Source organism: Buttiauxella massiliensis (assembly GCF_902500225.1).
Taxonomy (GTDB): Bacteria; Pseudomonadota; Gammaproteobacteria; order Enterobacterales; family Enterobacteriaceae; genus Buttiauxella; species Buttiauxella massiliensis.
Genome location: NZ_LR722651.1, coordinates 79,592 through 102,060, shown reverse-complemented (window position 1 = coordinate 102,060; position 22,469 = coordinate 79,592). Strand labels below are relative to the sequence as shown.

Here is a 22,469-nt window from a genome sequence, read left to right as displayed (position 1 = left end):
AAAAAAATACACCTATAAATAATGTGAAAATGTCGAAACAAGGAGCATCCATGCAAGTCAGCAGAAGACAGTTCTTTAAGATCTGTGCTGGCGGTATGGCAGGGACTACAGCAGCGGCACTGGGCTTTGCCCCGGGCGTTGCACTTGCGGAAACACGGCAATATAAATTGCTGCGCACCCGTGAAACGCGTAATACCTGCACATACTGTTCCGTTGGTTGTGGGCTATTGATGTACAGCCTCGGCGACGGCGCGAAAAATGCCAAAGCATCTATCTTCCATATTGAAGGTGACCCGGACCATCCGGTAAACCGTGGTGCACTTTGCCCTAAAGGTGCAGGACTTGTGGATTTCATCCACAGCGAAAGCCGTCTCAAATTCCCGTCTTACCGCGCACCTGGCTCGGATAAGTGGGAGCAGATCAGTTGGGAAACGGCATTTGACCGTATCGCCAAACTGATGAAAGCTGACCGCGATGCCAACTTTATTGCCCAGAACGACCAGGGAACAACGGTCAACCGTTGGCTCTCCACCGGCATGTTGTGCGCATCCGCTTCCAGTAATGAAACAGGCTATTTAACCCAGAAATTTTCCCGCGCCCTCGGCATGTTAGCCGTGGATAACCAAGCGCGTGTCTGACACGGACCAACGGTAGCAAGTCTTGCTCCAACATTTGGTCGCGGTGCGATGACCAACCACTGGGTTGATATCAAGAACGCCGATCTCGTTATTGTGATGGGTGGCAACGCGGCAGAAGCGCATCCAGTCGGTTTCCGCTGGGCAATGGAAGCCAAAATCCACAACGGCGCGAAGCTGATTGTAATCGATCCGCGCTTTACGCGAACCGCTTCGGTGGCGGATTTCTACACCCCAATTCGCTCTGGCTCAGACATTGCTTTCCTGTCTGGCGTACTGCTGTACCTGATAAACAACAATAAATTTAACCGCGAGTATGTCGAGGCTTACACCAACGCCAACTTGATTGTGCGTGAGGATTACAGTTTCGATGACGGCCTGTTCTCAGGCTACGACGCGGCAAATCGTAAATACGACAAAACCACCTGGAACTATGAGCTGGACGAAAAAGGCTTCGCCAAACGCGACCTGACGCTCAGCCATCCGCGTTGCGTATGGAACCTGCTCAAAGAGCACGTTTCTCGCTACACGCCGGAAGTGGTTTCCAATATTTGCGGCACTCCGAAAGATGATTTCCTGAAAGTTTGTGAATACATCGCAGAAACCAGCGCCAAAAACAAAACCGCATCGTTCTTGTATGCGCTGGGCTGGACGCAACACTCCGTGGGCGCGCAGAACATTCGCACCATGGCGATGATTCAGTTGCTGCTTGGCAACATGGGAATGGCAGGCGGTGGCGTCAACGCCCTGCGCGGTCACTCCAATATTCAGGGTCTGACGGACCTCGGCCTGCTGTCACAAAGCCTGCCGGGCTACATGACGCTGCCGAACGAGAAACAAGCCGACCTCCAGACTTATCTTGCCGCCAACACGCCAAAACCGCTGCTGGAAGGCCAGGTCAACTACTGGGGCAACTACCCGAAATTCTTCGTTTCGATGATGAAAGCCTTCTTTGGTGACAAAGCCACAGCGGAAAACAGCTGGGGTTATGACTGGTTGCCGAAGTGGGACAAGGGCTACGACGTCCTGCAATATTTCGAGATGATGAACCAGGGAAAAGTGAACGGTTACATTTGCCAGGGCTTTAACCCGGTGGCGTCGTTCCCGAACAAAAACAAGGTCATTGCGTCACTGTCGAAGCTGAAATTCCTCGTGACCATCGACCCGCTGAACACCGAAACATCGAACTTCTGGCAAAACCACGGCGAGTTTAATGATGTCGACCCGTCGAAAATCCAGACCGAAGTGTTCCGCTTGCCATCCACCTGCTTTGCCGAAGAAAACGGTTCTATCGTTAACTCCGGCCGCTGGTTGCAGTGGCACTGGAAAGGTGCGGACGCCCCAGGGGAAGCGCTGAACGACGGCGAAATCCTTGCGGGTATCTTTAGCCGTATGCGCCATATGTATCAGAGCGAAGGCGGTGCGCTGCCTGAGCAAGTGCTGAACATGAGCTGGAACTACCTGACGCCAGATAACCCGGCACCGGAAGAAGTGGCGATGGAAAGCAACGGTAAAGCGTTGCAGGACGTCGTCGACCCGGCAACTGGCGCGGTTCTGGTGAAAAAAGGCCAGCAACTTAGCTCGTTTGCACAACTGCGCGACGACGGCACCACTTCCAGCGGTTGCTGGATTTTTGCCGGTTCCTGGACGCCAGACGGCAACCAGATGGCACGTCGTGATAACGCCGATCCGTCAGGTTTGGGTAACACGCTGGGCTGGGCCTGGGCATGGCCGCTCAACCGCCGCATTCTGTATAACCGTGCCTCTGCTGATCCAGCGGGTAAACCGTGGGATGAAAAACGCCGCCTGATCTCCTGGGATGGCGCGAAGTGGAGCGGTGCGGATATTGCCGACTACAGCACTGCTGCACCAGGCACCGACGTTGGGCCATTCATCATGCAGCCGGAAGGTTTAGGGCGCTTGTTTGCTATCGACAAGATGGCAGAAGGGCCGTTCCCGGAGCACTACGAGCCGTTTGAAACGCCGCTCGGCACCAACCCTCTGCACCCGAACGTGGTTTCTAACCCGGCGGCGCGCGTGTTTAAAGGTGACCTGGAAGCGATGGGCAAGCACGACAAATTCCCATATGTCGGCACCACGTATCGCCTGACCGAGCATTTCCACTACTGGACCAAACACGCGGTACTGAACGCCATCGCGCAGCCAGAGCAGTTTATCGAGATTGGCGAGAAGCTCGCGAATTCCCTCGGTATTGCCCACGGCGACACGGTGAAAGTCTCCTCCAACCGTGGTTTTATCAAAGCCAAGGCGGTGGTGACCAAGCGTATTCGCCAGCTCGACGTGAACGGCCAGAAAGTGGACACCATCGGTATTCCGATTCACTGGGGTTATGAGGGCGTGGCGAAGAAAGGCTTTATCGCTAACACCCTGACGCCATTTGTTGGGGATGCCAACACGCAAACGCCTGAATTTAAGGCGTTCCTGGTCAATGTGGAAAAGGTGTAACGGAGACGAATTATGGCTTATCAATCTCAGGACATTATCCGTCGTTCCGCCACTAATGGCCTCACGCCCGCGCCTCAGGCGCGGGATCATCAGCAAGAGGTTGCGAAACTTATCGACGTCACCACCTGCATTGGCTGTAAAGCCTGCCAGGTGGCCTGTTCGGAGTGGAACGACCTGCGTGATGAGATCGGCAGCAACGTCGGCGTTTACGACAACCCGGCGGATTTAACCGCGAAATCGTGGACGGTTATGCGTTTCTCGGAAGTGGAGCAAAACGACAAACTGGAATGGTTAATCCGCAAAGATGGCTGTATGCACTGCGCGGACCCGGGTTGCCTGAAAGCCTGCCCGGCTGAAGGCGCGATCATTCAGTACGCCAACGGCATTGTCGATTTCCAGTCTGAGCAGTGCATCGGCTGCGGTTATTGCATCGCCGGTTGCCCGTTCGACGTGCCGCGCCTGAACCCGGAGGACAACCGTGTCTACAAATGCACCCTGTGTGTAGACCGTGTGACCGTCGGCCAGGAGCCTGCTTGCGTGAAAACCTGCCCAACCGGGGCGATTCATTTTGGCTCGAAAGAGTCGATGAAAAACCTGGCGGGTGAGCGTGTGGCGGAGCTGAAAACGCGTGGTTTCGACAACGCCGGACTGTACGACCCGGAAGGCGTTGGTGGCACACATGTTATGTATGTGCTGCATCATGCGGACAAGCCGACGTTGTATCACGGCCTGCCGGAAAATCCGTCCATCAGCCCAACGGTGAAATTCTGGAAAGGTGTCTGGAAGCCGCTCGCCGCTATCGGCTTTGCTGCGACCTTTGCCGCCAGCGTGTTCCACTATGTGGGGGTCGGCCCGAACCGTGCCGAAGAAGATGACGATAACCTGCATCATGACGATGACGAGGTGCGCAAACCATGAAGAAACAAGTGACCATTCAACGTTATAGCGCGCCTGAACGTATCAACCATTGGGTGACCGCCTTCTGCTTCATTCTGGCGGCGGTGAGCGGGTTGGGGTTCTTCTTCCCCTCCTTTAACTGGCTGATGCACATTCTGGGTACGCCGCAATTGGCGCGCATCCTCCATCCGTTCGTCGGTGTGGTGATGTTTGCCTCGTTTATCATCATGTTTTTCCGTTACTGGCACCACAATCTAATCAATCGGGATGATATCTTTTGGGCGAAGAATATTCGTAAGATCATCGTCAACGAGGAAGTGGGTGACACCGGGCGTTATAACTTCGGCCAGAAATGCGTGTTCTGGGCGGCGATTATCTTCCTGGTGCTGTTGCTGGTGAGTGGCGTGATTATCTGGCGTCCGTACTTTGCTCCTGCTTTCTCAATCCCGGTGATTCGCGTAGCCCTGATGGTGCATTCATTTGCCGCAGTGGCCTTGATTGTGGTTATTATGGTCCACATCTACGCCGCCCTTTGGGTGAAAGGCACGATTACCGCGATGGTGGAAGGCTGGGTCACGACGTCCTGGGCGAAGAAACACCATCCGAAATGGTACCGTGAAGTTCGCCAGAAACAGGAAAAACGATCGGAATGAGTATTCGCATAATCCCGCAAGATCAGCTGGAGAAGAGCGACAAACGTACGGCGGAGATGATCCCGCCGTTACTGTTCCCTCGGCTGAAAAATCTCTATAACCGCCGTGCAGAACGCCTGCTCGAACTAGCGACGGATAATCCGCTGGGCGATTTCCTGCGCTTTGCCGCGCTGATCGCCCACGCGCAGGAAGTGGTGCTTTACGACCACCCGCTGCAAATGGACTTAACGGCGCTGATTCAGAAGTCTTCTGAGACAGGCAAACCACCGTTGGATATTCATGTGCTGCCGCGTGACCCACACTGGCAGCGCCTGCTGAATTCACTGATTGCCGAGCTGAAACCAGAAATGGACGGCCAGGCTTTAGCGGTTATCGAAAACCTGGAAAAAGCCTCTTCGCAAGAGCTGGAAGAGATGGCCACCGCGCTGTTTAATTCAGACTTTGCGCTAGTTTCGAGCGACAAAGCGCCATTTATTTGGGCTGCGTTGTCGCTCTATTGGGCGCAAATGGCGAGCTTGATTCCGGGCCGTGCGAAAGCGGAATACGGCGAGCAACGCCAGTTCTGCCCAGTTTGCGGTTCGATGCCGGTTTCCAGCGTCGTGCAGATTGGCGGCACCAGCGGCCTGCGTTATTTGCACTGCAATCTGTGCGAAACCGAGTGGCATGTGGTGCGTATCAAATGCAGCAACTGCGAGCAAACCCGCGATTTGAACTACTGGTCGCTGGAAAGCGAACAGTCAGCGATTAAAGCGGAAAGCTGTGGTGACTGCGGCACTTACCTGAAGATCCTCTATCAGGAAAAAGATGCCAAAGTGGAAGCCGTGGCCGACGATTTAGCCTCGCTGGTGCTGGATGCACGCATGGAGCAAGAAGGCTTTGCCCGCAGCAGCATTAATCCTTTCCTGTTCCCAGGGGAAGGGGAGTAACAAATAGGCGGGGTGCTTTGCATCCCGCTGAACTATTCAAATAATACCTTCACTCTGGACAGCGCTTCTTCTGTCACTTCATCCGGTGCTTTTTCAATGAAACGCATTTGTCTGGCCCGGAAATCGATTGATTTAACATGATGGCAAATGACAACTCCCCGGGTGTGAGTTTCTGTCAGATGTACTTCAAATGCATTGCCACGAACACGAGATGTTATTGGTGCCACAATCGCCATGCCAGCCTTGCGGCTAAATTCGACTGGTGACAATACTAGCGCAGGCCGAGTTTTGGCTTGTTCGTTACCTGCGGCAGGATCAAAATCGAGCCAAACTAAATCGCCTCTATCAGGCATATAAAGACTCACCTAATCGATCTCCTTGCCAACAGGAGGAGAATTCAGCCACTCACGGTCTTCATCATCAAGCTCGAAACTTCCTTCAGGTGATTGGGCCAGTAACTCACTTAGCGTGTATATCGGCTTTGCGACTCGCAACATAATTCCTCCCTCAACGGCTTCAATGTCCACTTTGTCACCTATTCTCATCCCAGCTTTCTCCAGAACAGCAGCAGGAATAATGGCCCCTGCGGAATTACCCCATTTACGAATCAGCGTTTTCACAATGACTACCAAATTAAACAATGTTTAAACTCATTTTAACACGATGGGTAAATCGCACAATGTTTAACCATCTACATTATTTACGGTATCTAATGTTGTTTTGTGAATGAGCTTGTCGGGTAATATAAACCGCAAAAAGCGTACTGTTATCTGCATTTTTCTGGTGGTTTTCATTTGTTCGAGGCGCCTTCCAGAATGCTGAAATAGTAAAAAAACTCGGTTCACGCGATCCCATAAATACGATATAACTGTTCATCCATACAGCATAAAAGGAATTCCTCTATGTCCCTCGAACCCGCAATAGCCGGGCTGGTTGATGAGTTCATCGACTCTGGCCGTCCTTCTTCACGCCAACAAACCTTTGCCGAACGCCGAGCCGGGTATATCGCCAGCACTGTTTTAGCGGGTGAAACTGAAACTCGAGTCCACGTGAAAGACATCTGTCTGAATGGATGCACGTTACGCATATTTTCCCCGCTACATGCCACCGGATCGCTTCCTGCCGTGATCTACTACCACGGCGGTTGCTTTGTTAGCGGTGGGTTTGAAACTCATGACAATCAGTTACGCCAGCTTTGCTATCACAGTGGCTGCCGGGTGGTTGCCGTTCAGTATCGCGTGGCACCAGAGCACACTTATCCGGCAGCGCATGATGATGCGGAGCGTGCGGCGGACACTATCTGGCAAGCGGCTGATCAGCTGGAAGTGGATCGTGAACGAATCACGCTCGCAGGCGACAGCGCTGGTGGGCACATTGCCCTGGTGACGGCCCTGCGCCTGAAAAGTGCGGGAAACTGGCTGCCTGCGCGGCTCATGCTGATTTACCCGATGCTGGACGCGACGGCGGAATCTGTCAGCTATCAGGAAAATGGCTACGACTACATTATTACCCGCGATACGCTGCTTTCCGGCTACGAAGCCTATATGCCCGATCTGGACGCAATGGATGATGAAGCCAGCCCATTATTTCGCGAAGATTTTGCAGGCTTGCCACCGGTACATATCATCACCGCTGAATACGACCCTCTTCGCAATGAAGGTGAGGTGCTGCATGAGTGCCTGATGGACCAGGGCGTTGCGTCCACCTGTCAACGCTATCTCGGTGTGATCCACGGCTTTTTCCAACTGGGTGGAATCAGCCAGGCGGCCCGCGATGCCATGCGTGATGTTGCGTGGCGGGTCGGTCAATAAGCTCAATCAAGTTCTCGCACCACTCCGGCCAGGTTATGCTGGCCGGGGCTATTGCTCAGAGAAACTCGACTCTCCCAACTCAGCCCTGCGTTAGCTCATCATAAAGATTGCGAAGACGGGTTCGTAGATAAAGCACGGCCTTGTGCTTGCGGGATAACAGTGCCTGAACGCTAATGCCGGTTTCTTCTGCTAACTCTTTAAAGCTGTAGCCGTGTAGTTCGGTTTTTTCGAACGCTTCACGCTGCGCCACAGGAAGCTCCGACATCGCATCTTCCAGCTCATCCCAGAGCAGTTGACTCAAATATTCGTCTTCCGGTGACTGCGGCACGCCAAACAACGTTTCCGCCAGTTCGTCTTCAGGAAGAAAACCCTCATCGTCGTCAGAATAATAATCAGAAAGCGGAAGCTCGCGCTTTTTACGTGCCCTGTCGGTCATTTCATTACGCGCGGCGCGAAATAACCAGGCGGCGACGTTCTCCACCGGTTGCTCCACTTTCATCAACTGCCATGTCACTTCTTGCAGGATATCGTCTGCGTCATCACGTACCGGCGTGCGGCCAACGATAAAAGCTTTTAGCTTCGAGCGACACGCATTGAGCGCCAACATGACTCGAGAATGTCCTGCCGTCCCGGCTTTCATTACCGTCACTCAGCTTGCGTCGGTTTCTGGGCGCTATCTTCCGGTTTCTGACGGCAATGCTCATTCTCACCGTGCCGCTCATGGCTATCACCATGATGCGCATCGCGATGATGGCAATGCCCGTGACCATGACGCCAGAATCCACCGCGGCGCTGCTGAACAAACTGTTCGCGCTGTTCTGGTGTCATTTGCATCCAGCGTTCATGCATACGGCGGCGATCCCGGCCCATACCGAACATCCCAGGACGCAGCCCAAGACCGCCGAACAGAATACGGCACAGCACCAGCAAGCCAAGTGCCTGCCAGAAACCAATGCTTTTCACGCCGATAATCGCAGGCAGCAGTGCATTCCACAGCGACATTACCAGCAGGCTCAACGCTGCAATAAACACAATGCCCATAAGCAGTGGTTTAGCCATCGGGTGACCACCAAACCCGTGGCCGCGCTCACGGCCATGTCCACGCATATCAAAATCTCTCATCGTTTTTACTCCTCATCAGATTAGTTAATTATTGCTTCTGATGAGGTAGACGAATGAGAAGCAGAAATATTGTCAGGAAAATGAAAAATTTTTCTGTTCGGAGTGAAGGTGCGTTATCGGCAGCAGATGTTTTGCAATGTAAGGAGTTATTTATCCCAGGGAATAAGGCAAAATAACGCCAGGCAGATCCTTAAAGTCTTTTGAATTTCGAGTGATGAGTTTCCTGGCACTGATTTGCGTACTGGCCAAAATAATAGCATCAGGTAATTTCATTCCATATTGCTGACGTAGCGCTACAGAGTGTTCTGCCACCGCCTGATTGACCGGCAAAATTTCAAATCCACTCAGGAAGTGCCGGGTCTGCTGCTCCTGATCGTGGTGTTTTGCCCCCACCATGATTTCCATCCAGGTCACAATGCTAATTGACGGGGAATTACCGTAGCTTTCAATGGTTGCACGCGCTTGTGGAATCCCTTTCAGATAATCGATTAAAATATTGGTATCAAAAACAGCAGATTGCATCATCTTCACCATTCCTCGCGAAGTTTGCGTTCATATTCCAAACCATCAGGTGCATCTTCGCCCCAAAGACCAAATGCTTCTTTGATACTGGTTTGAGCCTGCCTTTCCAGATACTCCTCGACCGCTTCTCGTAAAAGCTCTGCTCGCGGTAAATTGCGTTTCTGTTTAAGGCTATCAAGGCGGCTGATTGCCTCATCAGACAGATCCAGAAGAATTCGTCCCATCATCTCTCCAAAAATCGTAGCCATATATCACCTCAATATATCATCCCTGTTTAATTTTTCACCTTTCTTGTGCGTAAATAATACACAGATCAATAGGGGTTATTAACACATTGATTTGGCGAGTTTTAGTTTTTACGAGCCGCATTCCAGAACGTTTGCTTTCGGAGTTTGTCTGCCAGGAAAGGGAAGTAATGGGGGATGAAAATACCAGCCAGCATGTACTGACTGGTATAAATGGCAAAATCAGTCCTTCTTAATCATCTGCACGATTTGGTCGTCATTAATCTGGTGCTCGTTACCTTGCTGATCGGTGTAACTAATCAGGCCAGTATCTGAATCCACTTGCGGTTTTCCCTGCGTCACAATCATATCGCCTGTTTTGGTCGACATAACGTAATCGCTCGAACACGCCGTGATCGAAAGCGCCACACCGCTTAACAGCAGCACTGCCATCAATTTTTTCATGCTGAAATATCCCTTTTAAATAAGAAGGGGATTCTACCTGTTGCGCTCAAGACAGATTGTTAAGGTGTATGACGAAGGGTTTTTGGAGCTATGGCGCTGCTTTGCTACAAAATAAAAAAACCGCATGGTTTTGCCATACGGTTTTTCAACCTGTTCAAGGTGTTAGCACTTTTTAAGAGCTTAAATGAGCTTGTTTTCTACGCGCGACGTCGATATACAAAATGCTGGCAGCAAAAGACAAACAGGACGCAATAATTAGGACAAGAAGGTAAGAAGTAACGTAGTTATATTCTTTGTCTAAATGGGCTAGCTGTTCTGATATCAGGTCGATGTTATCAATGGTGTAGCTCTTACAGGCATATAACCCGTACCAGAAAGCGCTGAAGGCAATCATGCAGGTGTAACAGAACCAGGTGAGCTTTTTATCTATGTATTCCAGATAAAATTTCGGGTCTGAGTAGGCGACTTTGAGAAGTCCAAAAAAACAGCCAAAGTAGATGCCAATCAACCACTTCAACACATCCCAATTCATAAAAACCTCTTCAATTGCTGCCTGCTTTATCAGGCATTAAAAAAGGGTTACGCATCACGTAACCCCTTGTTTTATTTCGTTTACGCCAGGTAAGTTTAACGGACTGATTCTTTTGCTTATGTGGCGGAAATAATATTGGCGCAGTATCTCACATGCTGGAGTGACAAAGAAGAGCGTACAGGGGGCGTGTGGATGAAGGCGTTGCTTTAAAAAAATGGCGGATGTCGCGAGCTAATCCGCCCTACAAAACCTGATTAATTGCTGGCACCGCTAATCACGCATCATGTTGCTTAATGATTAATTTTGCGCCCTGATTGAGTAACTGATTAATACTCTCGCCGCATGCCAGCGCGATACGTTCAAGTGCTGCATGGTCTTCAGGCGTTAGACGAGCAGAAATCTTCCCGCTGTATGATTTATAAGGCTCAATGTTTTTTGCACGACATGTATCAAGAAAGAATTTCAGTGATTCGGCTCCCTCTGTTTTCAATTCCTGCACACTATAGGCGTAAAAATCTGCACCGCAGTTTAAGCCCACGAACTCGCCGCGAAACATTTCAATGTCTGGGTCGAAGCTAACAATGGCGGTGTGTCCGTCAATTTTAATAATGTTATTCATGGTTTGATTCCCAGACCTGTATTCGTTGGGTGGATACGCGTCATCCACCGTTTTTGGCGATTGACGCTGTACTTACCGCCCTACAAAACCTAGTGAATCCCCGGCACCGCTTCACCGCTAATCATAGTCAGCCCACCATCGGTGCGAACAAAACGCGGCGTTTTCAAATCCTCGACCAGAAGGTTAATCAACTCGAACAATAAACCGGTGATGTGTTCTTCCTGCTCAGGCGACTGCTGGCGTTGCAGCAGCAAGATGGTGAGTGCGGAACAGTACTCGCGCAGAGTTTCGGAATCAGTTGAAAGCGGGCCGCGATAATTATTGGGTTCTGCCACATCCACCGTCAGGCGCTCGATTAAATGCGCGGGTAACGGTGTTTTTAGCGCAACTTTCAATACTTCAAGAGCGGCAAGCAAGCGCCCACACAATGCCATACGTTCGGTGTTGTCATCGTTTTCAATCAGCGCATCAACATAATGCTGGCAGGCGTCGAGCACCTGGAAGAGATCGTGCGTGGCGCCGAGCGGGGTTTTTAAAAGCGTTGTGATAGCTGATTCAATTACTGGTTGAGTGCACAGGATTTCAGGGCGAGCGGTTGTGGTAGTATTGGTGTTAGCCATTGCGTTATGTCCTTAACGTTAGTGGTTAAACGCCTCGGTAGTGTTAGCGCACTCCGGGGCGTTGCTATTTGTTGCTTCTGTTTCCGATGGTAGTTACCATCGTTGAAATAACATAAACCCCTTGGTACCTACCATGCAAGAGAAAAAATCTAAACTCGCCTTTGATCGATCAAAAAGTACGATGAAGAACATTCGCTTCGAGGATGAGCTTTTGGAACAGATTGAGAAAGCTGCTGGAAAGGGGAATTTTAGTGCCTGGGTGAAAGAGGCATGTAGGTTGCGTTTGAGTGCCGCTAAGTAAACATAATTCCTGTTGAAATATATTTGAAATAAGCTCTAATGTTGAGGTTTAGAATTAATTAAGGGTGCCTGAAATGAACACTGTAAAAAAGGGAGATGATTTCGAAGAAGAAGTTTACAATCTTTTGAGAGATTATATAAATAGTGGTAATTTTTGGCTAAACCCGAAATTTTGTAAATTTTATAGGAAGAAAAAATATTTTTCTAAAAAGAGAGAAGGATATATTATTGTTGATATATCAATCGAGTGTTTCTTGGATGGTAGGGATGACTATTCACAATTGATAGTTATTGAGTGTAAGGACTATAAATCAAAGATTCCTGTAGATGATATTGAAGAGTTTGAGTCAAAACTACATCAAATATCTGGCGTAAATATTAAGGGTATTTTTGCATCAAGAACACCTTTTCAATCAGGCGCATTTAAAGTTGCAAAGAATATTGGAATGGCATTGATCAGGGTCCTTCCTGAAGACAAGATAGACTGGGTGCTTCAACGGAATCCAATATCATCAAAACCAGCCGAACGAATTAAGGAAGATAGGGCTACATCAGAGTATGCTCTCAATAATGAAAATTTTACTGCAAAATCGCAAAATATATTTTGTTATTACAATAATTATACATCATTTATAATAGATATATTAAATGAACTTTTATTTGGTGATAAGAAGCCATTTCACAAAACCATCCCAAATAAATACAAAATAATAAGATCTAAAAACTTATCGTATTTAAGCCTTGATGAAATTGATTCTAGAGGATTGCAGTTAGCTTTGGCTTCGGAAGTAAGTACTAAAGGAGAAATTGATTTATTGAAAATAGTATCTTATTTGCAAGAAAGTGACGGTTTAAATTTTGATCTTTCTTATGAATTAGGTACTGACGAGGTTTATACATCAGTCCTTGGTTCTATGGATGCCAAAAATAACATTATAAAGATATCGGATTCATTAGAATTTAATTCTCATCGTTGGAGGTTTACGCTTGCGCATGAAATTGGTCATTATATATTCCACCATGATTTCATGCTAAAAAATAAAATAGATGAGCATGTTGATATAGATGATAATTATTCAATTGTTGAATTTAGTATGAAATCTAATTTATTTAGAAGGCTCGAATGGCAAGCTAATATGTTTGCAAATAGTTTATTAATGCCACGGAAGGAGGTTTTTGATTCTATAATTTCTCTTGTTGCCGAGCTTGATATTAGGAGTTTTAATAGTGGGATTGTCTATGTTGATGACCAACAATGTAATATTCACAATTACAAGTATATTGTATCTAAGCTTAAAAAGAAATTTAATGTGTCTGCCACTATTGTCGAAATAAGATTGAAGCAATTAAGGATATTGAACGATAAAAGAATTACTCCAGAGGGATTTAGCTTTAATCTTTTAAATGTGAAATAGATGTGCCAATTTTCAAATAAAATATCTAAAGTAATAAATCATCAAGAAAAATGGCGGAAGATCACAGGAGTTGAACCTGCCCGGCACCGCTGGCGGCACCAACTGGATTTGAAGTCCAGCCGCCTCACCGGAGACGACGATCTTCCTAGCCTCGATTGCTACATGGAGGCGGTGCGCAGTATACCTGGTTTTTCGCTTGTACCAAACAATGCTTTCCCCTTTCCCCAATGAATCCTTCAATACTATTAGCACGATCAATTAAATCGTTCACTTACCACGCGTTTAGCACTTCTTAGCCTCTTTGAATGACCTACCCGCCCTTTATTTCTCACAACCTTAAAAAGCCGGTTTTCGCGATCATAAAAATAGTTTGAAGCAGGAATATTCAGCAGAATCTCGATAGCTGTTCCAACTGCCGTTCCCCTTCTTCATCCACCGGTAAATACACCAGTAGGCGCGCGCCATCACGCGGGGCTGAATACCAGTTCGTTTGCTGCATCTGGATGGTGCCTATTTGTGGGTGAATAAATTGCTTCCGATGGTTTTCAATCGCGCGTACTTCATAACGCTGCTGCCACAGGGCTTTAAATTCTGCCGAGACAGAGAAAAAGCACTCCAGTAATGCCTCCCAGCGTGGCTCGCCTCGGTGTTCTGCCATCCCAGCCCGGAAGTAGCCGACAAATAACGGCAAAATGTAATCTTTGTCACCAAGGCGGCGGCTCCAGTTATCGTTAGTCAGATACTGGTAAATGCAGTTGCGTTCATCAACCGGAACGGCATCCAGATCCACTCCCATTAGCAGACAAAAATTGCGGTTGTAACCAATAAGATCGAAGTTGGGCTTTTGCATGCTGGCCGGGTTTGGCATCAGTGCATCAAGTAAGCGGCGAGATGCGGGGCTGAGATTTTCACACAGCGCAGCGGCGGGAATCTCTGCCGGTGATAAGCCCGCGAGAATAAATAAATGACGTGTCTCAACGGGAGAGCATTGCAACGCGCTAGTGATAGCCGTCATCACGCTGACGGAGGGGTTCACATCCCGTCCTTGCTCAAGCCAGGTGTACCAGGTCACACCAACGTCTGCCAACAGCGCGACTTCTTCACGGCGCAGCCCTGGCGTGCGGCGGCGGCCACTGCGGGGTAAACCGAGACGTTGAGGGTCAAGACTTTCACGCCGGGTGCGTAAAAAAGCCGCCAACATTTTTCGATTGTCTTCCAGGGTGGTAGTGCGCTGGTCAAGTTTTGTGATGGTTGTCACGGAAAACTCCAGAAGGGTAGTGCCAATACCAGTATAAGCAAGAACTGGTACCCGTTTAAACATTGGGGGATGCTACGCCGGTATCCTGAACCGTGCAATGGAGCACATGATGAGAATTCCCCCTTTTTCCCTTGGACGAGCAGGTTTGATTTTGCTTCTGACAAGCCAGATGTTGCCGCTTATTGATACGTCGATTACCAACGTGGCCCTGGACTCGATCACCCAGTCATTGGGTACCAGCCATACAGAGTTGGAACTTATTGTGGCGCTCTATGGGGTGGCCTTCGCCGTTTGTCTGGCTGTAGGCAGCAAGCTTGGAGATAACCTGGGCCGCAGGCGTGTTCTGATGTGGGGTGTAGCGTTGTTTGGTATTGCCTCTTTGCTGTGTGGCATTGCCGGCTCTGTTGGAACGCTGCTTGCTGCACGCACGTTGCAGGGCATGGGGGCCGCATTAATTGTGCCGCAGATTTTGGCAACACTTCACGTCACGTTAAAAGGCACCGCTCATACCAAAGCCATTAGCCTTTATGGAGGCATCGGAGGTATTGCTTTTATTATTGGGCAAATGGGTGGGGGATGGTTGGTATCAGCAGATATCGCCGGGCTTGGCTGGCGTAACGCCTTTTTTATTAATGTCCCGATTTGCATCTTTGTATTGATGGTAGGAAAGCGTTATTTGCCGGAAACCCGTAGTGAAAGCGTTTCACGTATCGATTGGCAGGGGACTTTTTGCCTGGCGTTAATACTCTGCTGCCTGCTCTTTCCTATGGCACTTGGCCCAGAACTGCACTGGCCATGGCAGATGCAAGCTGCGTTGATAGCGATTATTCCACTTGGTTGGTGGATGCGTTCCGGAGCATTAAGCCAGCAACAACGTGGTCTACAGCCTTTGCTTCCACCGCGATTGCTTAAACTTACCAGCATTCGTTTTGGCATTTTGATAGCCGTTATGTTCTATACCTGCTGGTCGGGCTTTATGTTTTGCATGGCTTTAACGCTACAGGCTGGGCTGGGAATGGCTCCGTGGCAGTCGGGTAACAGCTTTATTGCCCTTGGTGTAGCCTATTTTATTTCAGCTTGTTATGCCCCAAAACTGATTGCACGCCATTCAATGAGCACGATTTTGCTGGCTGGCATTGTGGTGCAGGTGGCTGGGCTATTGGCGCTCATTGCTACGTTACAACACTTTGGTCACAGTGCTGGAGCGTTAGCTGTCGCCCCTGCAACATTGTTGATTGGCTACGGGCAGGCGCTGATCGTTAACAGTTTTTATCGCCTCGGGATGCGTGACATCGCCCCTAATGATGCCGGCGCGGGGAGTGCGATTTTAAGTACGCTGCAACAATCAACGCTTGGACTTGGCCCGGCAATCCTCGGTGCGTTGTTCCTGCATTTCCGTGTACTGAGCAATGGTGACTATGTGGAGGCGATGATGGGCTTCTTGCTGGTCGAAGCGTTGGTTATGCTGGTATTGGCGGGGGTGACGCTGATGAGCCGTCGCCAGCTTCATTCTCCTGTGCTTTGCAAGCCTGTGATTTCAGAGAAGTGATACGCAGGAAGTTACAATAATAAGAAAGCCGCCTTTTATGAAGGCGGCTTCTTGTTTGTGCTGGTACTGAAAGGGAGTTAGCGGAATGTCTACACCTTATCCCTTCATCCAAATTCTAAGCCCATCGAGGAACATTTGAGTTGCCAGCATAACCAATACCAGGCCCATCAGGCGCTCCAGCGCGTTAACACCTTTTTCCCCGAGTAAGCGTAAGAACAGCGATGATTGCAGCAAAATCACCACGGTGCCGCCCCAGGCCAGCATCAACGCAGCAACCAGATGCCCCATCTGGTTTGGATACTGGTGTGATAACAGCATTAATGTTGCCAGTAACGTTGGCCCGGCAACCAGCGGAATAGCCAGCGGCACAATAAATGGCTCTTCGCCAGCAGGCAGGCCAGAGGCGTTGCCTTCATGGCTTGGGAAGATCATTCGGATGGCAATCAGGAACAGGATAATCCCGCCGGAAATCGACACGCTTTCCGCACGCAGGTTAAGAAACGCAAGGATTTTTTCCCCGGCAAACAGGAAGATCAGCATGATGATCAGTGCAATAAGCAGCTCGCGGATCATGATGGCCCGGCGGCGCTTCGGCTCAGTATGCTTGAGCACTGACATAAAAATCGGCAGGTTCCCCAACGGGTCCATAATCAGGATTAACAATACTGCCGCAGAAATGATTTCGGTCATGAATAGTTGTCTCTAATAAGTTGTATTTCTAATAGCTTGCAGATCATTGATTAATTTCACTTGCGACTTTGGTAGCATTTTGTAATGTGGGACATATTCCCTTGAATGCACTCAACGCAAATACCTCTGCAGGATTAGTCGCTATGAAAAATGTTGGTTTTATCGGTTGGCGCGGCATGGTCGGTTCCGTTCTCATGCAACGCATGGTTGAAGAACGCGATTTTGACGCCATTCGCCCAGTTTTCTTCTCCACTTCTCAGTTAGGCCTCCCGGCCCCATCTTTTGCAGGCCAGAACAACGGCACACTGCAAGATGCCTACGACCTGGAAGCGCTGAAGGCACTGGACATTATCATTACCTGCCAGGGCGGCGATTATACCAACGAAATCTATCCAAAGCTTCGTGAAAGCGGCTGGCAAGGTTACTGGATTGATGCTGCATCTTCACTGCGTATGAAAGATGACGCGATTATCATCCTCGACCCGGTTAACCAGCACGTTATTCAGGAAGGTCTGAATAATGGCGTGAAAACCTTTGTTGGCGGTAACTGCACCGTTAGCCTGATGCTGATGTCCCTTGGCGGCCTGTTTGCAAACGACCTGGTTGACTGGGTTTCTGTTGCGACTTACCAGGCGGCATCCGGCGGTGGCGCGCGCCATATGCGTGAACTGTTGACCCAGATGGGCCAGTTGCATAGCCACGTTGCCAGCGAGCTTGCTGATCCTGCATCTGCCATTTTGAACATCGAACGTAAAGTGACTGATCTGGCTCGTAGCGGCAGTCTGCCAACGGATAACTTCGGTGTGCCATTGGCTGGCAGCCTGATCCCATGGATCGACAAGCAGCTTGATAATGGCCAGACCCGCGAAGAGTGGAAAGGCCAGGCTGAAACCAACAAAATCCTTAATACCGGCACTATCATTCCGGTTGATGGCCTTTGTGTCCGTGTTGGCGCGCTGCGCTGCCACAGCCAGGCATTCACCCTCAAACTGAAAAAAGATGTCTCTTTGCCAACCATCGAAGCGATGCTGGCCGGGCATAACGATTGGGTCAAAGTCGTGCCAAACGACCGTGATATCACTATGCGTGAGCTGACGCCTGCTGCGGTAACTGGCACGCTCACTACTCCAGTCGGACGTTTGCGTAAACTGAATATGGGTCCTGAGTACTTGTCTGCCTTCACTGTTGGCGACCAGCTGCTATGGGGCGCTGCCGAACCGTTACGTAGAATGTTGCGCTTGCTCGCATAATTACACTTACTCACTAAAGGGGCATTGCAGCCCCTTTTTTTATCACGTCATATACCCTTCATACTTCAAGTTATGGGTGTGTTGGTTGCACTCCGTCACCCCAGTCACTTACTTAAGTAAGTGACTGGGATTCCTGAGTTTACCGCCTTCCCATAACTCGAATTATTTGGGTATACATGAAGCATATGACTTTAGTTGATTAATTTTCGGGAGCAAAACAGAGCGTTGGCTATGCTTTATTCAGGGCGATAAACCGCCATGAAGATTAGTTGGGCGGAACGGCTTGCAGGAAAACAATGTTATTGCCGTCCGTTAGGGTCAATGAATGACAAAAAACAGGACGAAACCATGTCTGTTCATCCAGAAAAAGACGTGATAAATGCGCTAATTGCGGGTCATTTTGCGGATCCTTTTTCTCTGCTGGGAATGCATAAAACTGAAGCTGGGCTGGAAGTTCGTGCCCTGTTACCGAACGCGACAGAAGTGTGGATTATCGACCCGAAGACCGGCGGGAAGGTCGGTAAGTTAGAGTGTATTGATTCACGTGGTTTCTTTTGCGGGGTGATCCCGCGACGTAAAAATCTTTTCCGTTATCAACTTGCTGTTGTCTGGCATGGCCATGAAAATCTTATTGATGATCCCTATCGCTTTGGCCCGCTAATTCAGGAGATGGATAGTTGGCTGTTGTCCGAAGGCACGCACTTACGCCCCTATGAAACGCTCGGCGCGCATGCCGACACCATGGACGGCGTGACCGGAACGCGTTTCTCTGTTTGGGCACCTAATGCCCGCCGTGTCTCAGTTGTTGGGCAATTTAACTATTGGGATGGCCGTCGCCACCCGATGCGTTTGCGCCGTGAAAGCGGTATCTGGGAACTCTTTATTCCTGGTGCTCATCCTGGGCAACTCTACAAATTCGAACTGATTGATACCGAAGGGCATCTGCGCCTGAAGGCTGACCCGTATGCGTTTGAGTCGCAAATGCGCCCGGAAACCGCGTCGCTGATTTGTGGCTTGCCTGACAAAACTACCCTTAGCCCTGCGCGCCAGCATGCGAATGGCTTTGATCAGCCAATTTCAATTTATGAAGTACATCTTGGTTCGTGGCGTCGCCATGCCGACAATAATTTCTGGCTCAGTTACCGCGAATTGGCAGATCAACTGGTGCCGTACGTCAAAGAGATGGGCTTTACTCACCTCGAGCTGTTGCCGATTAACGAGCACCCGTTCGATGGCAGTTGGGGGTATCAACCACAAGGTTTATACGCGCCAACACGCCGCTTCGGTACGCGTGAAGACTTCCGCTACTTTATTAATGCCGCGCATGCTGCGGGCTTAAACGTTTTGCTGGACTGGGTTCCAGGGCATTTCCCGACTGACGATGCTGGGCTTGCGAAGTTCGACGGCACCTCGCTGTATGAACACGGCGATCCGCGCGAAGGATATCACCAGGACTGGAACACGCTGATTTACAACTATGGGCGGCGTGAAGTCAGCAACTATCTGGTGGGCAACGCACTGTACTGGATTGAGCGCTTTGGCATCGACGGCTTACGCGTGGATGCGGTGGCATCGATGATTTACCGCGATTACAGCCGCCAGCCTGGCGAGTGGATACCTAACGATAAAGGCGGGCGTGAAAACCTCGAAGCGATTGAATTCCTGCGCAATACCAACCGTATTATTGGCGAGCAAACGCCGGGTGCGGTGACCATGGCTGAAGAGTCTACCGATTTTACTGGCGTGTCGCGGCCACCTTCCATGGGGGGTTTAGGTTTCTGGTTTAAATGGAACCTCGGCTGGATGCACGACACGCTCGATTACATGAAACTCGACCCGGTGCATCGCCAGTATCATCACGACAAGATGACTTTTGGCATGTTGTACAACAGCACCGAAAACTTCGTACTGCCTTTGTCGCACGATGAAGTGGTACATGGCAAAAAATCGATTCTCGACCGTATGCCGGGCGATGCCTGGCAGAAGTTCGCCAACCTGCGCGCCTATTACGGCTGGATGTGGGCGTTCCCCGGCAAGAAATTGCTGTTCATGGGCAATGAATTTGCCCAAGGGCGAGAGTGGAACCACGACAGTAGTCTCGACTGGCATTTGCTGGAAGGCGGCGACAACTGGCACCACGGCGTGAAACGCCTGGTACGCGATTTAAACCACACATATCGCCACCACGCCGCGATGCATGAACTGGATTTTGACAGCTATGGTTTTGAATGGCTGGTGGTTGAAGACAACATTAATTCCGTCTTTATCTTTGTGCGCCGTGATTCAAAAGGCAATGAAATCATTGTCGCCAGTAACTTCACGCCGGTGCCGCGCTACAACTATCGCTTTGGCATTAATCAGCCAGGTCGCTGGCGCGAGGAGCTGAATACAGACTCAATGCATTATCACGGCAGTAATGCCGGGAACAGCGGTGCCGTGCAGAGCGATGCTATTCCAAGCCACGGTCGCGAGCACTCCCTGAGTCTGACACTGCCTCCGCTTTCGACTATCTGGTTGGTACGGGAGGCTGAATGACGCAACTCACTGCCGGGAACCCGGCTCCGTATGGTTCGTTTTTTGATGGCAAAGGCGTCAATTTCACGCTGTTTTCGGCTCATGCAGAAAAAGTCGAACTCTGCGTGTTTGACGAACACGGTCACGAGCGTCGTTATGACTTGCCGGTGCGCACAGGCGACATCTGGCATGGTTATTTGCCCGATGCTAAGCCTGGCCTGAAATATGGCTATCGCGTCCATGGCCCGTGGGATCCACAAAACGGGCATCGTTTTAACCCGGCAAAACTGCTGCTAGACCCTTGCGCTCGAGTGGTTGTTGGCGGTGTCGATAACCACCCGCATCTTCACGGTGGCTATGACGAGCCGAATCTGGAAGACAGCGGCCCACACATGGCGAAATGCGTGGTGGTGCGCGATAAGTTTGACTGGGAAGGCGACGAACACCCGCGTACCCCTTGGGGCGACACCGTTATTTACGAAGCGCATGTTCGTGGGTTGACGCTTCTACACCCTGAAATACCCGAAGAGCTGCGTGGCACTTATGCCGCACTCGGCCATCCAGTGATGATTAACTATTTCAAACGCCTCGGGATCACGGCGCTTGAACTGATGCCGGTGGCGCATTTTATCACTGAGCCGCGCGTCGCCCACTTAGGGTTAAGCAACTATTGGGGCTATAACCCGCGTTCGTTTTACGCCGTCGAAGGCTATTACGCAGTGAATCATGATCCGCTGGCGGCCGCCAACGAGCTGCGTGGTTCGGTGAAAGCGCTGCACGAAGCGGGCATTGAGGTGATTCTCGACATTGTTCTTAACCACAGCGCAGAACTTGATCGTGACGGTCCAACCCTCTCGCTGAGCGGAATCGATAACCGTAGCTATTATTGGTTAATGGACAATGGTGATTACCAGAACTGGACTGGTTGCGGTAACACCTTGAATTTGAGCACGCCAGGCGTGGTGGTACAGGTGGTGGATTGCCTGCGTTATTGGGTCGACAGCTGTCATATTGACGGATTCCGCTTCGATCTGGCCTCGATCATGGGGCGTACGCCGGAGTTTCGCCAGGATGCACCGTTGTTTGAGGCGATCAAAAACGATCCAGTTTTATCGCAGATAAAGCTGATTGCTGAGCCCTGGGATATTGGCGCGGGTGGCTATCAGGTTGGCAACTATCCACCGCTATTTGCGGAATGGAATGACCATTTTCGTGATGGCATGCGGCGTTTCTGGCTGCGACAAGATCTATCGTTGGGGGGATTCGCCTGCCGCTTTGCCGGTTCAAGCGATGTCTATCGCCGTGGTGAACGACTTCCATCAACCAGCATTAATTTAATCACGGCACATGACGGTTTCACGCTGCGTGACTGCGTCAGCTTCAATCAAAAACACAATGAAGCGAACGGCGAAGACAACCGTGATGGCACCAACAATAACTACAGTAATAACTACGGCTTCGAAGGGCTGGAAGCCTCGCTTTATATCAAAGAAAGGCGGCGCGACAGTGTTCACGCCTTGCTCACATTGTTACTGCTTTCTCAGGGTACGCCGATGCTTTTGGCCGGTGATGAGCATGGTCACAGCCAGCATGGCAATAACAACGCTTACTGCCAGGACAACCAACTGACATGGCTTGACTGGGAACACTGTAACGATGGCTTAACCACATTTACCGCGGCATTGATTCATCTACGCAAGACGATCCCGGCATTAACCCGGAACGCCTGGTGGGAGGATGGCGATGGCAGTGTTCGCTGGTGGAATAAAGAGGCTCAACCTCTGAATGCTGACGAGTGGGAGAACGGGGTTCATCGGTTACAAATCCAACTCTCAGATCGTTGGCTTATTACGATTAACGCTACCGAAGAAGTGGCTGACATCGTTCTACCCGAAGGGGAATGGCGTGCTATTCCTCCGTTTGCCGGCGAAGACAACCCGGTGGTAATGGCTGTATGGCATGGTCCCGCGCACGGAGTATGCGTTTTCCAGAAATCATAAA

23 protein-coding genes and 1 tRNA gene are annotated in these 22,469 nt (G+C 50.1%); 11 read left to right on the top strand and 13 right to left on the bottom strand.

What is annotated here, in order from left to right:
• Positions 1-50: 50 nt before the first annotated feature.
• The 4 genes from fdnG to fdhE are packed head-to-tail and all read left to right on the top strand — an operon-like array spanning position 51 to position 5,577.
• Complete coding sequence (fdnG, locus tag GC128_RS07045; protein WP_151993705.1) at positions 51-3,101, top strand: formate dehydrogenase-N subunit alpha; 3,051 nt, start codon at positions 51-53, stop codon at positions 3,099-3,101.
• Between the two features lie 12 nt (positions 3,102-3,113).
• Positions 3,114-4,019, top strand: coding sequence for a formate dehydrogenase subunit beta (gene fdxH, locus GC128_RS07040; protein ID WP_151993704.1), 906 nt, complete (start codon positions 3,114-3,116; stop codon positions 4,017-4,019).
• The gene (gene fdoI, locus GC128_RS07035) at positions 4,016-4,651 is read left to right on the top strand and encodes a formate dehydrogenase cytochrome b556 subunit (RefSeq protein WP_151993703.1); all 636 of its coding nucleotides are present in this window, start codon (positions 4,016-4,018) and stop codon (positions 4,649-4,651) included. The genes fdxH and fdoI overlap by 4 nt, the downstream gene beginning before the upstream one ends.
• Positions 4,648-5,577 carry a formate dehydrogenase accessory protein FdhE gene (fdhE, locus tag GC128_RS07030; RefSeq protein WP_151993702.1) on the top strand — a complete coding sequence of 310 codons (930 nt, stop codon included), beginning with the start codon at positions 4,648-4,650 and terminating at the stop codon, positions 5,575-5,577. Before fdoI ends, fdhE begins: the two co-directional genes overlap by 4 nt.
• Before the next feature lie 32 nt (positions 5,578-5,609).
• Here fdhE and GC128_RS07025 read toward each other — a convergent pair whose 3' ends face one another.
• On the bottom strand, positions 5,610-5,942 hold the full coding sequence (locus GC128_RS07025; protein ID WP_226812014.1) for a type II toxin-antitoxin system PemK/MazF family toxin: 333 nt from the start codon (positions 5,940-5,942) through the stop codon (positions 5,610-5,612).
• Positions 5,943-6,197, bottom strand: a complete 255-nt coding sequence (locus GC128_RS07020; protein ID WP_083963253.1) for an AbrB/MazE/SpoVT family DNA-binding domain-containing protein — start codon at positions 6,195-6,197, stop codon at positions 5,943-5,945.
• 282 nt (positions 6,198-6,479) lie between these two features.
• Between GC128_RS07020 and GC128_RS07015 the strand changes: the two genes are divergently transcribed.
• Positions 6,480-7,388 carry an alpha/beta hydrolase gene (locus GC128_RS07015; protein ID WP_151993701.1) on the top strand — a complete coding sequence of 303 codons (909 nt, stop codon included), beginning with the start codon at positions 6,480-6,482 and terminating at the stop codon, positions 7,386-7,388.
• Positions 7,389-7,467: 79 nt separating this feature from the next.
• On the opposite strand, the gene GC128_RS07010 is transcribed toward GC128_RS07015, so the two are convergent.
• The 8 genes from GC128_RS07010 to GC128_RS06975 form a co-directional block, all read right to left on the bottom strand.
• Entirely contained in the window at positions 7,468-8,028 is a 561-nt protein-coding gene (locus tag GC128_RS07010; RefSeq protein WP_151993932.1) for an RNA polymerase sigma factor, read from the bottom strand.
• A 5-nt stretch (positions 8,029-8,033) separates the two neighbouring features.
• Positions 8,034-8,510 carry a hypothetical protein gene (locus GC128_RS07005; protein ID WP_151993700.1) on the bottom strand — a complete coding sequence of 159 codons (477 nt, stop codon included), beginning with the start codon at positions 8,508-8,510 and terminating at the stop codon, positions 8,034-8,036.
• A gap of 150 nt (positions 8,511-8,660) precedes the next feature.
• Positions 8,661-9,035 (bottom strand): type II toxin-antitoxin system VapC family toxin, encoded by a 375-nt coding sequence (locus GC128_RS07000; protein ID WP_407643463.1) that lies wholly within the window; start codon positions 9,033-9,035, stop codon positions 8,661-8,663.
• 2 nt (positions 9,036-9,037) lie between these two features.
• Positions 9,038-9,280, bottom strand: a complete 243-nt coding sequence (locus tag GC128_RS06995; protein WP_151993698.1) for a ribbon-helix-helix domain-containing protein — start codon at positions 9,278-9,280, stop codon at positions 9,038-9,040.
• A 219-nt stretch (positions 9,281-9,499) separates the two neighbouring features.
• Entirely contained in the window at positions 9,500-9,721 is a 222-nt protein-coding gene (locus GC128_RS06990) for a YgdI/YgdR family lipoprotein (RefSeq protein ID WP_064561179.1), read from the bottom strand.
• A gap of 172 nt (positions 9,722-9,893) precedes the next feature.
• Positions 9,894-10,253 (bottom strand): hypothetical protein, encoded by a 360-nt coding sequence (locus tag GC128_RS06985; protein ID WP_151993697.1) that lies wholly within the window; start codon positions 10,251-10,253, stop codon positions 9,894-9,896.
• 274 nt (positions 10,254-10,527) lie between these two features.
• A complete protein-coding gene (locus GC128_RS06980) occupies positions 10,528-10,872 on the bottom strand; it encodes a type II toxin-antitoxin system HicB family antitoxin (protein WP_151993696.1) in 345 nt (114 codons plus the stop codon).
• An 89-nt stretch (positions 10,873-10,961) separates the two neighbouring features.
• Positions 10,962-11,492, bottom strand: a complete 531-nt coding sequence (locus tag GC128_RS06975) for a hypothetical protein (RefSeq protein WP_151993695.1) — start codon at positions 11,490-11,492, stop codon at positions 10,962-10,964.
• A 133-nt stretch (positions 11,493-11,625) separates the two neighbouring features.
• Here GC128_RS06975 and GC128_RS06970 point away from each other — a divergent pair, with 133 nt between their 5' ends.
• Positions 11,626-11,793, top strand: coding sequence for a YlcI/YnfO family protein (locus GC128_RS06970; RefSeq protein ID WP_151993694.1), 168 nt, complete (start codon positions 11,626-11,628; stop codon positions 11,791-11,793).
• Positions 11,794-11,866: 73 nt separating this feature from the next.
• Positions 11,867-13,207 (top strand): ImmA/IrrE family metallo-endopeptidase, encoded by a 1,341-nt coding sequence (locus GC128_RS06965; RefSeq protein ID WP_151993693.1) that lies wholly within the window; start codon positions 11,867-11,869, stop codon positions 13,205-13,207.
• Between the two features lie 51 nt (positions 13,208-13,258).
• On the opposite strand, the gene GC128_RS06960 is transcribed toward GC128_RS06965, so the two are convergent.
• Together GC128_RS06960 and GC128_RS06955 are read right to left on the bottom strand one after the other, a co-directional pair.
• Positions 13,259-13,353 (bottom strand) — tRNA-Sec (locus GC128_RS06960).
• A gap of 239 nt (positions 13,354-13,592) precedes the next feature.
• Complete coding sequence (locus GC128_RS06955) at positions 13,593-14,408, bottom strand: helix-turn-helix transcriptional regulator (protein ID WP_226812026.1); 816 nt, start codon at positions 14,406-14,408, stop codon at positions 13,593-13,595.
• 166 nt (positions 14,409-14,574) lie between these two features.
• On the opposite strand from GC128_RS06955, the gene GC128_RS06950 reads away from it, so the two are divergent.
• Entirely contained in the window at positions 14,575-16,014 is a 1,440-nt protein-coding gene (locus GC128_RS06950) for an MFS transporter (protein WP_151993691.1), read from the top strand.
• Between the two features lie 96 nt (positions 16,015-16,110).
• Here GC128_RS06950 and GC128_RS06945 read toward each other — a convergent pair whose 3' ends face one another.
• A complete protein-coding gene (locus GC128_RS06945) occupies positions 16,111-16,704 on the bottom strand; it encodes a YhgN family NAAT transporter (RefSeq protein ID WP_034460330.1) in 594 nt (197 codons plus the stop codon).
• A gap of 143 nt (positions 16,705-16,847) precedes the next feature.
• Here GC128_RS06945 and asd point away from each other — a divergent pair, with 143 nt between their 5' ends.
• The 3 genes from asd to glgX all read left to right on the top strand — a co-directional run bounded on the left by asd (position 16,848) and on the right by glgX (position 22,468).
• Complete coding sequence (gene asd, locus GC128_RS06940) at positions 16,848-17,954, top strand: aspartate-semialdehyde dehydrogenase (RefSeq protein WP_034460329.1); 1,107 nt, start codon at positions 16,848-16,850, stop codon at positions 17,952-17,954.
• A 348-nt stretch (positions 17,955-18,302) separates the two neighbouring features.
• Positions 18,303-20,489, top strand: a complete 2,187-nt coding sequence (glgB, locus tag GC128_RS06935; protein WP_151993690.1) for a 1,4-alpha-glucan branching enzyme — start codon at positions 18,303-18,305, stop codon at positions 20,487-20,489.
• Positions 20,486-22,468 (top strand): glycogen debranching protein GlgX, encoded by a 1,983-nt coding sequence (gene glgX, locus GC128_RS06930; RefSeq protein ID WP_151993689.1) that lies wholly within the window; start codon positions 20,486-20,488, stop codon positions 22,466-22,468. Before glgB ends, glgX begins: the two co-directional genes overlap by 4 nt.
• Position 22,469 lies beyond the last annotated feature (1 nt).

Bases quoted from the DNA above. Each gene is read 5' to 3' on its own strand.
- fdxH (WP_151993704.1), top strand. From the start codon at position 3,114: ATGGCTTATCAATCTCAGGACATTATCCGTCGTTCCGCCACTAATGGC.
- fdoI (WP_151993703.1), top strand. From the start codon at position 4,016: ATGAAGAAACAAGTGACCATTCAACGTTATAGCGCGCCTGAACGTATC.
- fdhE (WP_151993702.1), top strand. From the start codon at position 4,648: ATGAGTATTCGCATAATCCCGCAAGATCAGCTGGAGAAGAGCGACAAA.
- GC128_RS07015 (WP_151993701.1), top strand. From the start codon at position 6,480: ATGTCCCTCGAACCCGCAATAGCCGGGCTGGTTGATGAGTTCATCGAC.
- GC128_RS07010 (WP_151993932.1), bottom strand. From the start codon at position 8,028: ATGAAAGCCGGGACGGCAGGACATTCTCGAGTCATGTTGGCGCTCAAT.
- GC128_RS07005 (WP_151993700.1), bottom strand. From the start codon at position 8,510: ATGAGAGATTTTGATATGCGTGGACATGGCCGTGAGCGCGGCCACGGG.
- GC128_RS07000 (WP_407643463.1), bottom strand. From the start codon at position 9,035: ATGATGCAATCTGCTGTTTTTGATACCAATATTTTAATCGATTATCTG.
- GC128_RS06995 (WP_151993698.1), bottom strand. From the start codon at position 9,280: ATGGCTACGATTTTTGGAGAGATGATGGGACGAATTCTTCTGGATCTG.
- GC128_RS06990 (WP_064561179.1), bottom strand. From the start codon at position 9,721: ATGAAAAAATTGATGGCAGTGCTGCTGTTAAGCGGTGTGGCGCTTTCG.
- GC128_RS06985 (WP_151993697.1), bottom strand. From the start codon at position 10,253: ATGAATTGGGATGTGTTGAAGTGGTTGATTGGCATCTACTTTGGCTGT.
- GC128_RS06980 (WP_151993696.1), bottom strand. From the start codon at position 10,872: ATGAATAACATTATTAAAATTGACGGACACACCGCCATTGTTAGCTTC.
- GC128_RS06975 (WP_151993695.1), bottom strand. From the start codon at position 11,492: ATGGCTAACACCAATACTACCACAACCGCTCGCCCTGAAATCCTGTGC.
- GC128_RS06970 (WP_151993694.1), top strand. From the start codon at position 11,626: ATGCAAGAGAAAAAATCTAAACTCGCCTTTGATCGATCAAAAAGTACG.
- GC128_RS06965 (WP_151993693.1), top strand. From the start codon at position 11,867: ATGAACACTGTAAAAAAGGGAGATGATTTCGAAGAAGAAGTTTACAAT.
- GC128_RS06955 (WP_226812026.1), bottom strand. From the start codon at position 14,408: ATGTTGGCGGCTTTTTTACGCACCCGGCGTGAAAGTCTTGACCCTCAA.
- GC128_RS06950 (WP_151993691.1), top strand. From the start codon at position 14,575: ATGAGAATTCCCCCTTTTTCCCTTGGACGAGCAGGTTTGATTTTGCTT.
- GC128_RS06945 (WP_034460330.1), bottom strand. From the start codon at position 16,704: ATGACCGAAATCATTTCTGCGGCAGTATTGTTAATCCTGATTATGGAC.
- asd (WP_034460329.1), top strand. From the start codon at position 16,848: ATGAAAAATGTTGGTTTTATCGGTTGGCGCGGCATGGTCGGTTCCGTT.
- glgB (WP_151993690.1), top strand. From the start codon at position 18,303: ATGTCTGTTCATCCAGAAAAAGACGTGATAAATGCGCTAATTGCGGGT.
- glgX (WP_151993689.1), top strand. From the start codon at position 20,486: ATGACGCAACTCACTGCCGGGAACCCGGCTCCGTATGGTTCGTTTTTT.